This is a genomic window from Flavobacterium labens (assembly GCF_048286755.1).
Lineage (GTDB): Bacteria > Bacteroidota > Bacteroidia > Flavobacteriales > Flavobacteriaceae > Flavobacterium.
Window position 1 is genome coordinate 136,748 of sequence record NZ_JBLVPL010000004.1, and the last position, 14,302, is coordinate 151,049.

The following is a 14,302-nucleotide window of genomic DNA, read 5'->3' on the forward strand; positions in this document are numbered from 1 at the left end:
GAAAATTTAAAATTCGTTAGACAATTTTCCATCTAAAAAATGACAGAAAAAGTAGCTCCTTTATTAACTCCATCACTTTCTGCTAAAATTTGTCCGTCGTGTCTTTCTATTATTTTTTTACACAAATACAATCCAATTCCTGTAGATGGCTCATTTGCCGTTCCTAATTTACTCATTTTAGTAAATTTACGGAACAGTTCATGACTTTCATTTTGATCAAAACCTACACCCTCATCCGTTATTTTAAAAAACAGTTTACTGCCTTGAAGATAAACACGAACTTTTATTTCACTATCCGGAAACGAAAATTTTATAGCATTATCTATCAAGTTCACTAAAACTCGAATCAATAGAATTTTATCTATTTTTAAAAGAGCTTCTTCAACTTCAATTGACAAATCCAATTTAATATTCTTGTTAGTCAGCAACTGATCTAATTGTTTTGAAACAACCGAAAAAATAGAAGAAAATTGAACAATCTCATTTTCAGATTTTTTTTCTATAATTTGATCTTGCTCTTTTAGTAATTTGATAAAGTTTTCAATATAATTGTATTGTTGTTCTGTCGATTGAAGAATCAATTCGGCTAATTCTTTTATGGCTTCCGAAGGTTCCTCCTCTAAAATAAGCAATGCCGCCGATTTAGAATTGCCAACAAAGTTTCTTAAATCATGGGAAAGTAAATACACTAAATCTTGTTTTTCTGTAATAAAATTTTCATTTTCTGCAATTGAATCCTGAATATTACTCATCAATAAACCGGCTTCATCAGAGAAATTATTTGGTAATGAAGGAACAATTTTTTTGTTTCTATACAAATGTAAAGCTTTCGAGGCGACTTCAATTGGCTTAATTAGTCGCTTTAGAAACAGTAAAGTTGCACCTGTAGCGACTAAGGTCATTATAAGTGCGAAAATTAAAATAGTATCCGCAGAAATAGTTTTACTACCATAAAGCACAAAAAACAATAATCCAATCAACGGAATATGTATCCCTATAAATGCGACAAACAAAAATTTGAATGCATAACTCTTTTTAAGAAAACCTATGTGAGATAATTTTTTATATAACTGCATACAGAATTTTATTTTCGTTTTTTTTTACAATAATAAATTACAAATAACAAAATAAGTGATTAATTTCTTACTAATACTAAAGACCTTCTAAATAAAATGTTAAATTACGTGTTTTTATATCAGCCTATTTACGCATAAAAAGAGTATTTGGTTCTTAAATATATAGTAATTATTTTATCGTATACTTTTTTTACAAAAATTAAATACAATTGTGCTTCTCTGAAATTTTCCCTGAAGAAAAACCTAATTCTCACCTGCAATTTCCTGCCCCCGATTACTTCACTTAATTTTTATTTTTTAGCGGTGTTCAATGAACTTTGTTTGTAGCGAAAACTGGCAGTTGCAAAAACTGTGAAACGCTTTCCAGAAAAATGCGGCAAACTAAAACTGCTTTACTGTCGCAATATTACTGCTAGCGAAAGAGGCTAGAAGTGTGGCATTATAGTAAAATCGAGAATGGGCTCAATAAAAAAAAGCTAAATATAAAATATTTTGGAATTTGAATTTATAAAATGGCAGAACTATAAAAATGGACAATCTAAAACTTGCAACAATCGGATACTTCAATTAAACAGCTTTTTAAATAATTGAAAATAAAAAAACCAGCATAAATTAAACCTTATAGAAGGTCAATTTATACCGGTTTATTAATTACTCATCATAAAGGAGTATCAGTAGAAATTAGTTACTACTTTTACCTCTTACAAGTGCTACTATAATTATAATAAAAACTGCAGCACCTACAACTAAAATCCATGGCTCTGCGAACCAGTCACTTCCGCCTTTATCTACATTCAAGTTCACATCCACTGTTTTATCTTGTGCCCAAATAAGACTTTGAGAAAATAAAAGTGTGATTAATAATAAAGACTTTTTAAAAGTTGCGCTGATATTTTGTAAATGTATCATGTTGATTAGTTTTAAATTTATATTAAATAATGTTAATCATTTCGTTATGTCAAATATATTGATGCTATCAAAGCGGAATGTTATTCAATTAAACAAAAAAATTGCATAATTCACATTTTTTAAAATTCATATCTAAAACAATTTTAGAGGAGTTGGCCTATACATTTATTAACTAAAGCTCGCTAGTGCAACAACGCAGTCGCAGCGAAAAGCAGCAATGGGCTCAAATAAAAAACAGCTAAAAGTGAAAATATTTCACAATTTGAATTTATAAAACCATTCAAACACTTATTTTTGCGCTATGGCAAAGAAAAATACAGACAAAGTTGTCTTTCATCAAATAAAAGTCCTTGATGCTGGAGCAAAAGGCGTATCGGTAGCAAAGGCTCCCGACGGAAAAGTAGTTTTTATCCCGAATGTGGTTCCGGGTGATGTGGTTGATGTGCAAACTTTCAAGAAGCGCAAAGCCTATTACGAAGGAAAAGCAGTTCATTTTCATGAATATTCAGAGCATCGCGTTGAGCCTATTTGCGAGCACTTTGGTGTTTGTGGCGGTTGTAAATGGCAGAATATGAAATACAGCCAACAGTTGTATTACAAGCAAAATGAGGTGAAAAATCATTTACAACGCATTGGGAAAATAGAACTTCCGGAATTTGAACCGATTCTAGGTTCTGAAAAACAGTTTTTTTACAGAAACAAAATGGAATTTTCGTTTTCGAACAGCCGTTGGTTGACCGAAAAAGAAATTGACAGCACCGAAGATTTAGGAAACAGAAATGCGCTTGGTTTCCATATTCCGAAAATGTGGGACAAAATCCTGGACATCAATAAATGTCATTTACAAGAAGATCCATCGAACGCGATTAGAAATGAAGTTAGAGATTTTTCTAATGCAAATGGACTGACTTTCTTTAATCCAAGAGCTCATGAAGGCTTATTGAGAACTTTGATGTTAAGAACGGCTTCGACTGGTGAAATTATGGTTTTGATTCAGTTTTTTGAAAATGATAAAGCCAACAGAGAATTAATCCTAGACCATCTTTATGAGAAATTCCCGCAAATTACTTCGCTACAATACGTGGTAAACAATAAAGCCAACGATACTTTATACGATACTGATATTAAATTATACAAAGGTTGTGATTACATCCTAGAAGAAATGGAAGGGTTGAAATTCAGCATTAATGCGAAATCTTTTTACCAAACCAACTCTGACCAAGCTTATGAATTGTATAAAATAACACGCGATTTCGCTGGTCTTACCGGTAATGAAATTGTTTATGATTTATACACAGGAACGGGAACTATTGCTCAATTTGTTTCGAAAAAAGCAAAAAAAGTAATAGGTGTTGAAAGTGTTCCTGAAGCCATTAAAGATGCAAAACTGAACGCAGAACGCAATGAAATTACCAATTGTGAGTTCTTTGTAGGAGATATGAAAGTCGTTTTCAACGATAGTTTCATCGCTCAGCACGGGCATCCTGATGTTATTATCACGGATCCACCAAGAGACGGAATGCACAAAGATGTAATCGAACAAATTATGAAAATTGCTCCTGAAAAAGTAGTTTATGTAAGTTGTAATTCGGCTACACAAGCGCGTGATTTAGCTTTAATGGATGAAAAATACAAAGTGACTCGTGTGCGTCCTGTGGATATGTTTCCTCAAACGCATCACGTAGAGAATGTTGTACTTTTGGAAAAAAGATAATTGATTTTTGATTGCAGATTTTAATAAACTGCAATCAAAAGTTTTCATTAAAAAAATATGAAAAAAATAATTTTATTGGTATTCGCTTTAGCGCTATCCTTCTCCAGTTGTGAGAAAGATGATATTTGCGATGCAAATACACCCACAACACCTCGTTTGGTGATTAGCTTTTATGATTACTTGAATCCTTCGGTTTTAAAAAATGTCACAAATCTAAAAGTAGTTGGCGAAGGAATGCCTGAGGGAATTATTTTTAACGCGGCTACCGGAGATGCTAAATACCTGACAAACGGAAACACGATTTCGATTCCGCTAAAAACAGTTGGAACCAGTACAAGTTATAGTTTTACGTTAAATTCTGGCAATGCTAATCCCGCATTGGTGAACGTAGACAATATAAAATTTGATTATACGACTCAAGAATTATTTGTGTCAAGAGCTTGTGGCTACAAAACTATATTTACATTAGACCCAATAAATCCATATACACATACCGATGCTGCTGTTGCAGATGAAAAATGGATAGAATACATCTCGGTTGAAAAAAGTAACTTAGAAAACGAAAATGAAACACACATTAAGATCTTTTTTTAGTATTTGTCTCTTATTGTCGTTGACTTTGATGCAGGCGCAAGAGACAACAACTGTGAAAAGTGATCCCAAAACTGCAAAAACAGAACAGATTGTTCCCGCAGCTCCTTTACCATTAGTTGCCATTGAACCAACAGTAAAAAATAATGATTCGATTCCTGTAAAAACAGACCGATACGGGATTCGTGTAGGACTAGATTTATTCAAACTGACACGCGCTCTATATGACGAAAATTACAAAGGAATTGAGTTTGTGGGAGATTATCGATTGACAAAAAAATATTTTTTGGCTGCCGAAATTGGAAACGAAAACAAAACTACTGATGATGACCGCCTTAATTTCACCACCAAAGGTTCGTACCTAAAAGCAGGTTTTGATTATAATGCCTATGAAAACTGGCTGGATATGGAGAATATCATTTCTATAGGAATGCGCTACGGTTTCAGTACTTTTAACCAGCAATTGAACAGTTATCGAATTTATAATGCCAATCCTTATTTTGGTGAAGTTCCTGTAATTCCTTCCGGTAAAAAGTTTGATGGTTTAACAGCGAGCTGGATTGAAGTCGTGGCCGCAGTGAAGGCTAAAGTATTCAATAACGTATTTATGGGTTTCAGTCTTCGATTGAACCGATTGGTAACCAACAAAGAACCTGAGAATTTCTCTAACTTATATATCCCTGGATTTAACAGAACTTACGATGGTAGTTTTGGAGTAGGATTCAACTACACCGTTACTTATTTTGTTCCTATTTACAAGAAAAAAGTAAAGCCAGTTGCGGTTGCTAAAAAAGCTGAGAAAAAATAATTACGAAATACAAATAAAAAAAAATAGCAAAGAAAACTACAGTTCTCTTTGCTATTTTTTTGTTAGAATAAACTAAACTACCCTATTTCCTTAATTCCTTTCATGAAAATCCATTTCATGAATAATTTCTCTCCGTCTTTGGTTTTTACCGATTGAAATTTTGGTGCCAAAAGCGTTCCTATAACAAATGCTGTTAATGGAATCCAGAAACCCGTTAAATTAGTAAAATGGGCTACTACATATCTAGCAGAAATAAATAATATTGCAAAACATCCTAGTTGGTAAATAAATGCTCGTATTTGTAATTTGGTCATTTTTTTAAGTCTTAAAGTTTTAAAGTCAAAGGTCGAAAGTAAAAAATTGAATATTGCTTATTCAGCACTATCAGTTGTTACCTGAAACTTTGTTCTCTTACTTCCTTCGTACATTTCATATTTTACCAAACGTGCTTCTAAACCAGCGTTAAAAAGCTTGATTTTTCTCGAAGGTTTTAATCCTACAAATTTCAATGCTTCCAAATTTGCAGTAATCATCCAAGCATTTGTTCCCGGATAATTTTTCTTTAAAGTATCACCAATGTTTTTGTAGAATTCTTCCATGTGAATATCCAAACGCTCATCATACGGCGGATTGAAAACTATGTGTAATTTTCCTTCTGAAGTTTTTTCAGTATCAAAAAAGTTCATTTCTTCAATCGAAATATACTCGTCAAGATTAGCATTTTTGATATTGTCTTTAGCTTTTTGAACGGCACTTGGTGCTTTATCATAGCCTTTTATCGTGTAATGAAACTCTCTAACTCTTTTCAACAAACTATCCGAAATAGCATCAAACAAGTCATTGTCCCAATCGTTCCATTTTTCGAAAGCAAATTCTTTACGGTTAATGTTTGCCGGAATATTACAGGCAATCATTGCTGCTTCGGCTAAGAATGTTCCCGAACCGCACATTGGATCCAAGAAATCCGTCTGGCCGTCCCAACCGGAAAGCAATAGAATTCCTGCTGCCAAAACCTCGTTTATAGGAGCAATATTGGTAGCAGTTCTATACCCACGTTGATTCAATGCATTTCCTGAAGTATCCAGTGCAACTGAAACCTGGTCTTTATCGATATGAATGTTGATTCTTAAATCAGGATGTACTTTATCAATACTTGGTCGTTGTCCCGTTCTTTCTCTGAACTGGTCGACAATCGCATCTTTACACTTTTGAGAAACAAATTCTGAGTGATTAAAATATTCCGAATGCACCGTTGTATCAATCACAAATGTCTGATTGGCACCTATCAATTTAGACCAATTCACTCCCGAAATGCCTTTATATAAAGCCTGTTCGTTGTTTGCCTTGAAAAAATAAATAGGTTTCAGGATTTTCAAAGCCGTACGTAACGCTAAATTCGCTTTGTACATAAACCCTTTGTCCCCTTTAAAACTCACCATTCTCACACCTTGCTCCACGTTTTGTGCGCCAAGCATTTGCAATTCTTTTGCTAATATTTCTTCAAAACCAAAAAAGGTTTTGGCAACCATTTTATAATTATTTTCCATTGTAAAATCAAGTATTCGTTGCAAAAATACACTAAATTTGCATCAATCAAATTAATTGAAAAAGAATAAATGTCTGCAGCACAAAATCCACCAACTGAAAATCAACTGAAATCAACTGAAAACTGGTATACCTCTTGGTTTGACACTCCCTATTATCATATTCTTTACAAAGACAGAAATTATAGAGAAGCTCAGGTTTTTATGGATAATCTTACCCATTATCTTAATCTTCCTGAAAAAGCAAAAGTATTGGATTTAGCATGTGGCAAAGGCCGTCATTCTATTTATTTAAATCAATTAGGTTTTACAGTTCTTGGAGCTGATTTATCTGAAAATAGCATTACCGAAGCAACTAAAAATACGAATGAAACACTCCATTTCAAAGTTCACGATATGCGTGAACCTTTTGAAGAAAAATATGATGCCATTTTTAATCTATTTACCAGCTTTGGCTATTTCGAAAATGACGAAGACAATCTAACTACATTAAAAGCCATCAAAGAAAGCCTTTCGGAATATGGTTTTGCCGTGATTGACTTCATGAATGTTGCCCAAGTCCTAGAAACATTAGTTCCTGAAGAAACAAAAACAGTCGAAGGCATCGATTTTCATATCAAACGCTATTTAAAAGACGGGCATATTTATAAAGAAATTGACTTTGAAGACAAAAGTCAAAAATTTCATTTTACTGAAAAAGTAAAAGCCCTTACCCTAAAAGATTTCGAGGAATTAATGGAAGAAGCCGGAATTTATCTATTGGATATTTTTGGCGATTACAAATTGAAAAAATTCCATAAAACAGATAGCGAACGCCTAATCATGATTTTTAAATAATTGTTGGGTTAATCGGTTAATCGTTTAAAGGGTTAATCGAAAAAACAAATAAACCGTGCAGCAGATTAACGGTTAAACAAATAAACAAATAAACGGTTAAGCAAGAAACATGAATTACCTTTTACCTTTACTTTCCGTAATCTTAGGATATATCGTCGCATTGATTATACGACCAAAGAACAAAACTAACTTAAAATTGCTACTGGCTTTCAGTGGCTCTTTTTTACTTTCATTAACGGTAATGCATTTATTGCCTGAAATTTACGAAAGTGCAAACCCAAACATTGGACTCTTTATCATGCTGGGAATATTGTTCCAAATTATTTTGGAATTTTTCTCAAAAGGAGCTGAACACGGTCACGTTCACGGACATGAAATAATGACCCAAATCCCGTGGTTGTTGTTCATCAGTCTTTGTATACATGCCTTTCTTGAAGGATTCCCCGTAAGCCATCATCATGATTTAGCCATAGGAATTGCCATTCACCATTTGCCTATTGCCATTATTCTGACTACTTTTTTTATCAATGCAAGTCTGAATAAAAAAGCAATTTTTTTCTTTATGATTACTTTTGCAATCATGACGCCGCTAGGAACAATCTTATCTAATTATTTGCCAATATTAAACGTGTATTATACTGAAATTACAGCTATAGTAATAGGAATATTATTTCATATTTCATCCACCATTATTTTCGAAAGCAGCGAAGGACACAAGTTTAACATTGCAAAGGTTTCGATGATTGTGATAGGAATTGCATTGGCTTATTTTATATAAATTTATAATTTGGGCGTGACCACAAGGGTCGGGCTATTCGTTGCAATCCTTTTTCATTTCGCTAACGCTACATGATAAAAAGGATTTCCACTTCTATCCCTCACGCAAGAAATAAATGTACGGACACCTCGCTAGTTGTCGCTTCAAAAAAACATAACTATGGAATTTACTAAAACCACAGAACAATCCTCAAAGTACGAACATTTAGAAAAAATGTCCGTTCAAGAATTGTTGTCTAATATTAATCAGGAAGACAAAACCGTTCCTCTTGCCGTAGAAAAAGCGTTACCCCAAATAGAAACATTAGTGACTGAAATCGTTGCCAAAATAAAACTCGGTGGTAGATTATTCTATATTGGCGCGGGAACTTCCGGACGTTTGGGTATTGTTGACGCTTCGGAATGTCCACCAACATTTGGTGTACCTTTCGATTTGGTAATTGGGATTATTGCCGGTGGTGACACCGCAATCCGTAGAGCCGTAGAAAATGCCGAAGACAACGCAACACAAGCCTGGATTGACTTGAAAGCTTTTGATATAAATGAAAATGATGTCGTTGTAGGAATAGCAGCCTCAGGAACAACGCCTTATGTTATTGGAGGATTACAAACTTGCAACGAAAATAATATTACCACAGGCAGTATTTCTTGTAATGCAGGAAGTCCGCTTTCCCAAACCGCAAAATTCCCTATAGATGTAGTTGTAGGACCGGAATTTGTAACCGGAAGTTCACGTATGAAAGCCGGTACAGCCCAGAAACTGGTACTGAATATGATTACTACTGCATCCATGATTCAACTAGGTAAAGTAAAAGGAAACAAAATGGTCGACATGCAATTGAGTAATAGCAAACTGGTGGATCGCGGTGTGAAAATGATTATGGGAGAAATTCCTGTTTCCTATGAAGAAGGTGCCGAATTATTAAAAAAATATGGAAGTGTAAGGAAAGCTGTTGATAATTTTAAAAAGTAAACAACAATGATTCACCATATCGTAATGTGGAAATTAAAAGATTTTGCAGAAGGCAAAAGCAAAGCCGAAAATGCAATTATTTTAAAAGAGAAGCTTGAAGGTTTAAAAAAGGATATTCCTGAAATAATTGAAATACGGGTAGGAATAAATATTGAAAGTGAATATTCAAACTTTGATGCCGTTCTACACTCCTATTTTGATTCGTTTGAAACATTAGATAAATACCAAAATCATCCAACACATAATGTTGTTGCTGAATGGATAGGTAAAATTAGAGATTTGAGATATTGTGTGGATTATGAATTTTAATTATTAAATTATGGCAACCAACAAAGAACTATTATCTAAAGGAATTAAATATTTAGCGGGAGCTTTGCCATTGCTATTCTTAGGGCCTGCCGTAATTTATAATGCCTTCATGAATAAGCAAAATGTGTGGCATTATTTGGTTTTAGCAATAGGAATAATTGCTTGTATTGCCGCAATGCTTTTGATGTATTTGGGATTAAAAATAATTATGAAAAGTTTATTTAACGACTAATGGAAAATCTAATTCACGTTCAAAAAACATTTGAAAAAATAGTTTACGTCGATAAAAAAGTAAACAATAGAGAATTTGAAGATTGCGTTTTTAAAAACTGTGATTTATCAAATAGTGACTTCTCCTATAGTAGCTTCATGGATTGCGAGTTCATTGATTGCAATTTGGCTATGACCAAATTATCAGGAACAAGCTTGAAAGGGGTACAATTCAAAAACTGTAAATTATTGGGCATTCAATTTGAGGAATGCGATGATTTCTTGTTTAATGTCAATTTTGAGGAATGTGTTTTGGATTATTCTTCGTTTGCCAATAAAAAAATGCCAAAGACGAAATTCAATTCCTGTTCGTTAAGAGAGGTAAGTTTTGTTGGTACCAATCTTACGAGTTCCGTTTTTGATAACAGTAATTTGGACGGTGCTATTTTTAACAATACACAATTAGCGGGAGCCGATTTCTCAAAAGCAACTGATTTTAAAATTGACCCCGAATTCAACCCCATGAAAAAAGCCAAGTTTTCTACACAAGGAATCATTGGACTTCTGGACAAATACGATATTAAAATACAATAGTTAAAAAATAAATATACTGATAAATGAAAAAAATAGTATTCCTCCTCCCACTATTACTGCTAATGTCTTGCTATGATGCGGAGCGCAATTGTAAGGATTTTAAAACTGGAAAATTCAAGTTTGAATATGAAGTTGACGGCGTAAAGAAAACGGCTATTTTTGAGCGTAATGACAGTATCGAAATAGAAACTTTTGAAGGAAAGACTGATACCGCTTCGATACGATGGGTAAACGATTGTGAATATGTTTTACTGAAATTGCATCCAAAAAATATGGCTGAGGAAAAGGCTATCGGTATGAAAATTTTGACAACCACAAAAAATTCCTATACCTTTGAATTTGGAATGGTTGGTGTTGATGAAAAACAAAGAGGAACCGTTACTAAGATTTCCGATTAAGCATATAAAATCAAATTAATTACAAATAATAACTAAACATGGAAGTATTTTTAAATCCTGATGCTTGGATTGCCCTTTTAACATTGACTTTTTTGGAAATTGTACTAGGAATCGACAACATTATTTTCATATCAATTGCTACAGGAAAATTACCTGCTGAACAACGTAAGAGAGCCACAAAAATAGGAATGTTCCTTGCCATGTTCATGAGAATTGCGCTTTTGTTTGGTATCAACTTATTGATTCAAATGAAAGAACCTTGGTTTCATATAGATTTAAGTTGGTTTTCAGCCGGAATTACTGGTCAAAGTCTTATTTTACTAGGCGGAGGATTATTCTTGATTTATAAGAGTACCAATGAGATTCGTGAAAAAGTAGACGAGAAAGGTCATGAAGAAAAAGAATTAGGAAAAGCGGCTACAAAATCATTTCAAAATGTACTGCTACAAATCATCATGATTGATTTAGTTTTCTCTTTTGATAGTATTCTTACCGCGGTAGGTATGACAAACGGGGTTGAAGGTGCTTTGTATATTATGATTACTGCAGTAGTTATTTCTGTATTAATTATGATGCAATTTGCGGTTCCTGTTGGGAATTTTGTCAATAAACATCCTTCTATTCAAATACTTGGCTTATCATTTTTAATACTAATTGGAATGATGCTACTTACCGAAAGTGCGCATTTATCGAATGCTTTAATCTTTGGAAATCACGTTACTCCAGTACCAAAAGGGTACTTATATTTTGCCATATCTTTCTCATTATTAGTTGAAGTGCTGAATATGAAAATGAAGAAAAATAAATAATCAAACTATTTTTTGATAAAGAAGCTCCTTTTCGGGAGCTTTTTTTTTATTCTGAAAATATATTCCTCCTTAAATAGGGAAACGCTAAAAAGACTCCAATTTGGTCTTTTTCCTTTTTATTTTATTTTTTATAAATTAACTTAGACACAAATAAGCACCATGAAAAATACTATCTCCCATAGAGTTGCTGACTTTTTAAAAAACTTCCCTCCTTTTTCCTTTTTACATCAAAAAGACATCGAAGTTATCTCTGAACAAATCTCCATTATTTATAAAGAAAAGGACAGTGTTATCTTTGTCGAAAACGAAGAAACGCACTCCTGTTTTTATGTTGTACACAAAGGAGCAGTCGCACTTAGAACTAGTCTGGAAAATGATATTTTAGATATGTGTGATGAAGGAGATATTTTTGGGTTGAGACCACTTATAGCCAATGAAAACTATAAAATGGAAGCCAGAGCCCATGAAGAAAGCATTCTTTATGCGATTCCAATCGCAATTTTCAAACCTTATGCGTTAGAAAACAGAGCTGTGGGGAATTTTTTAATCGAAAGCTTTGCTTCTAATACACACAATCCGTATTCTAAAAGTCACAGCGGAAAACTATATGGTGAAACAATAGGAATAGAAGGTCTTGACACCGGTAGAAAACTATTAGACTTACAGCCAGTAAAATACTCTAAAAAACTGATTACCTGTTATTCGAACACTATTGTAAAAGATATTGCGGAGACTATGACCAAAAAAAATGTGGGCGCTATTCTTGTTATCGAAGATTCGCTCCCCATTGGCATCATTACCGATAAGGATTTAAGGAACAAAATTGTGACTGGAGAATTTCCAATCACAACAACTGCCGCCGCCATAATGACAACTCCTGTTATTACGTATCCAAAGAAAATGACTGTTACTCAAGCCCAAATGGCTATGATGAAAAGCAATATCAGTCATTTATGTCTTACGAAAGATGGCACGCCAAACTCCAAAGCTGTTGGAATTCTCTCCAAACACGATGTTATGGTAGAACTTGGTAATAATCCAGCAGTATTGATAAAAGCGGTAAAAAGAGCTAAAAAGGCAAAACAGATAAAACCAATTCGCGCCAGTATAATGCAATTGTTACAAGGATATTTAGACCAAAATATTCCTATGACACTGACTTCTAAAATAATTACAGAATTAAATGATGCCTGTATCAAGCAAGTTATTGAAATAGCTTTGAAGAAAATGAAAACGCCACCACCGGTAAAATTTGGATGGCTCGCATTAGGAAGTCAAGGAAGAAGCGAACAGTTACTGCATACTGACCAAGACAATGCTTTAGTCTATGAGGATGTTCCCGAAGAATTAAAAGAAAGCACTAAGAAGTATTTTTTAGAATTGGCTGCACATGTCAATAAAGGGCTTTTTGATATTGGCTATGATTATTGTCCAGCAGAAATGATGGCGTCTAACCCAAAATGGTGCTTAAGTCTAAGCGAATGGGAAAGTCAAGTTTATCATTGGATCACCAATCCTGGAAAAAATGAAGTATTATTGTCCTTCATATTTTTTGATTACAGCTTGTCTTATGGAGACAGCGAACTGGTAAACAAGCTTTCTGAATTTATTTTTGAAAACATAAAAGCTAATCCTGTTTTTTACATTCACTTGGTAAGTGGTGCGTTACAAAGCCCTTCTCCAACAGGATTTTTTAGACAATTTTTAGTAGAACAAGATGGCGCTCACAAAGATTTTTTCGATATAAAAAGACGCGCTTTAATGCCACTAACCGATGCCGCAAGAGTTTTAATTCTATCCCATTCTGTAAAATCGATCAGCAATACTCCCGAACGTTTTGAAAAATTGGCAGAATTAGAACCCAACAACAAAGAATTGTATTTAGCCTGTTCATATTCCTATAAAGCATTATTGAAGTTCAGAACCAAACAAGGGCTTTTGCATAATGATTCCGGGCAGTTTATTGCTCTCGAAGCGTTATCTAAATTAGAAAAGATTAAGCTAAAGCGAACGTTCAAAACCATTAAGGAACTCCAAGAAGTCATTACCATCCGATTTAATCCTTCAAATATATTATGATGACAAATTTTATAGAAAAAAGTAAAACTATTTTATTTGATTTATTGGGAAAATCCGAAAAATCATCTGATGAGGAGCTCTCAAACGATATTGATACGGTTCGTTTTGTTGTCTTAGACACAGAAACCACCGGATTTGATTATTCAACTGACAGGATACTTTGCATTGGGGCTATTGTTCTGCAAAACAATACGATTCCTATCAATGGAAGTTTTGAAGTTTTTATTCAACAAGAACATTACGATCAAGCAACTGCAAAAATTCATGGAATTCTAAAAGAATTTGTCATAGATCGCCCTACAGAATTAGAAGCGCTACAACAGTTTTTAGAATTTTTGGGAGATTCTATTATCATTGCGCATCATACAATATTTGACATTACTATGATTAACAGGGCACTCGAAAGAAATGGGTTGCCAGAATTAAAAAACAAAACTTTGGACACGGCTGTTTTGTATAAAAAAACGTTATTGGTTTCTAATTTATTGGAACGCAAAGAAAATTATAGTTTAGACGAGCTTGCCGATAAATTTGATATTTCCAAAAAAGACAGACATACTGCAATGGGAGATGCCTATATTACTGCTATTGCTTTTTTGAAAATTCTAAATAAATTGAAAGAGAAAAAAGAAATCACCTTAAAACAATTGTTTAAATAATCGTAAAATTGGCAA

At 33.6% G+C, this 14,302-nt stretch carries 17 protein-coding genes; 13 read left to right on the plus strand and 4 right to left on the minus strand.

Going from position 1 to position 14,302, the window contains the following annotated elements; genetic code table 11:
* Positions 1-32 precede the first annotated feature (32 nt).
* Positions 33-1,076 carry a sensor histidine kinase gene (locus ACNQF8_RS10905; RefSeq protein WP_417950088.1) on the minus strand — a complete coding sequence of 348 codons (1,044 nt, stop codon included), beginning with the start codon at positions 1,074-1,076 and terminating at the stop codon, positions 33-35.
* A gap of 681 nt (positions 1,077-1,757) precedes the next feature.
* The gene (locus ACNQF8_RS10910) at positions 1,758-1,985 is read right to left on the minus strand and encodes a hypothetical protein (protein ID WP_417950090.1); all 228 of its coding nucleotides are present in this window, start codon (positions 1,983-1,985) and stop codon (positions 1,758-1,760) included.
* Positions 1,986-2,286: 301 nt separating this feature from the next.
* On the opposite strand from ACNQF8_RS10910, the gene rlmD reads away from it, so the two are divergent.
* Genes rlmD through ACNQF8_RS10925 form a run of 3 tightly spaced genes read left to right on the plus strand, consistent with a single transcriptional unit; the run spans position 2,287 to position 5,098 of the window.
* Entirely contained in the window at positions 2,287-3,699 is a 1,413-nt protein-coding gene (gene rlmD / locus ACNQF8_RS10915) for a 23S rRNA (uracil(1939)-C(5))-methyltransferase RlmD (protein WP_417950092.1), read from the plus strand.
* Between the two features lie 57 nt (positions 3,700-3,756).
* Complete coding sequence (locus ACNQF8_RS10920) at positions 3,757-4,293, plus strand: DUF6452 family protein (protein ID WP_417950094.1); 537 nt, start codon at positions 3,757-3,759, stop codon at positions 4,291-4,293.
* Complete coding sequence (locus tag ACNQF8_RS10925) at positions 4,265-5,098, plus strand: DUF6048 family protein (RefSeq protein WP_417950096.1); 834 nt, start codon at positions 4,265-4,267, stop codon at positions 5,096-5,098. The genes ACNQF8_RS10920 and ACNQF8_RS10925 overlap by 29 nt, the downstream gene beginning before the upstream one ends.
* Positions 5,099-5,175: 77 nt before the next feature.
* Here ACNQF8_RS10925 and ACNQF8_RS10930 read toward each other — a convergent pair whose 3' ends face one another.
* Together ACNQF8_RS10930 and ACNQF8_RS10935 are read right to left on the minus strand one after the other, a co-directional pair.
* Complete coding sequence (locus ACNQF8_RS10930; protein WP_282715281.1) at positions 5,176-5,412, minus strand: hypothetical protein; 237 nt, start codon at positions 5,410-5,412, stop codon at positions 5,176-5,178.
* A gap of 57 nt (positions 5,413-5,469) precedes the next feature.
* Entirely contained in the window at positions 5,470-6,645 is a 1,176-nt protein-coding gene (locus tag ACNQF8_RS10935; RefSeq protein WP_417950098.1) for a THUMP domain-containing class I SAM-dependent RNA methyltransferase, read from the minus strand.
* A 69-nt stretch (positions 6,646-6,714) separates the two neighbouring features.
* On the opposite strand from ACNQF8_RS10935, the gene ACNQF8_RS10940 reads away from it, so the two are divergent.
* The 10 genes from ACNQF8_RS10940 to ACNQF8_RS10985 all read left to right on the plus strand — a co-directional run bounded on the left by ACNQF8_RS10940 (position 6,715) and on the right by ACNQF8_RS10985 (position 14,287).
* A complete protein-coding gene (locus ACNQF8_RS10940) occupies positions 6,715-7,479 on the plus strand; it encodes a class I SAM-dependent methyltransferase (RefSeq protein WP_417953530.1) in 765 nt (254 codons plus the stop codon).
* A gap of 109 nt (positions 7,480-7,588) precedes the next feature.
* Positions 7,589-8,257, plus strand: coding sequence for a ZIP family metal transporter (locus ACNQF8_RS10945; protein ID WP_315207884.1), 669 nt, complete (start codon positions 7,589-7,591; stop codon positions 8,255-8,257).
* 159 nt (positions 8,258-8,416) lie between these two features.
* Positions 8,417-9,229, plus strand: a complete 813-nt coding sequence (murQ, locus tag ACNQF8_RS10950) for an N-acetylmuramic acid 6-phosphate etherase (protein ID WP_417953529.1) — start codon at positions 8,417-8,419, stop codon at positions 9,227-9,229.
* A gap of 6 nt (positions 9,230-9,235) precedes the next feature.
* Positions 9,236-9,538 (plus strand): Dabb family protein, encoded by a 303-nt coding sequence (locus tag ACNQF8_RS10955; RefSeq protein ID WP_315207880.1) that lies wholly within the window; start codon positions 9,236-9,238, stop codon positions 9,536-9,538.
* A gap of 10 nt (positions 9,539-9,548) precedes the next feature.
* Positions 9,549-9,770 (plus strand): DUF6095 family protein, encoded by a 222-nt coding sequence (locus ACNQF8_RS10960; RefSeq protein ID WP_417953528.1) that lies wholly within the window; start codon positions 9,549-9,551, stop codon positions 9,768-9,770.
* The gene (locus ACNQF8_RS10965; RefSeq protein ID WP_417953527.1) at positions 9,770-10,342 is read left to right on the plus strand and encodes a pentapeptide repeat-containing protein; all 573 of its coding nucleotides are present in this window, start codon (positions 9,770-9,772) and stop codon (positions 10,340-10,342) included. Before ACNQF8_RS10960 ends, ACNQF8_RS10965 begins: the two co-directional genes overlap by 1 nt.
* Positions 10,343-10,365: 23 nt before the next feature.
* Positions 10,366-10,740 carry a DNA topoisomerase IV gene (locus tag ACNQF8_RS10970; protein ID WP_315207874.1) on the plus strand — a complete coding sequence of 125 codons (375 nt, stop codon included), beginning with the start codon at positions 10,366-10,368 and terminating at the stop codon, positions 10,738-10,740.
* Positions 10,741-10,778: 38 nt separating this feature from the next.
* A complete protein-coding gene (locus tag ACNQF8_RS10975; protein WP_315207872.1) occupies positions 10,779-11,549 on the plus strand; it encodes a TerC family protein in 771 nt (256 codons plus the stop codon).
* Between the two features lie 159 nt (positions 11,550-11,708).
* Positions 11,709-13,628 carry a DUF294 nucleotidyltransferase-like domain-containing protein gene (locus tag ACNQF8_RS10980; RefSeq protein ID WP_417953526.1) on the plus strand — a complete coding sequence of 640 codons (1,920 nt, stop codon included), beginning with the start codon at positions 11,709-11,711 and terminating at the stop codon, positions 13,626-13,628.
* Complete coding sequence (locus ACNQF8_RS10985; RefSeq protein WP_417950109.1) at positions 13,628-14,287, plus strand: 3'-5' exonuclease; 660 nt, start codon at positions 13,628-13,630, stop codon at positions 14,285-14,287. The genes ACNQF8_RS10980 and ACNQF8_RS10985 overlap by 1 nt, the downstream gene beginning before the upstream one ends.
* Positions 14,288-14,302 lie beyond the last annotated feature (15 nt).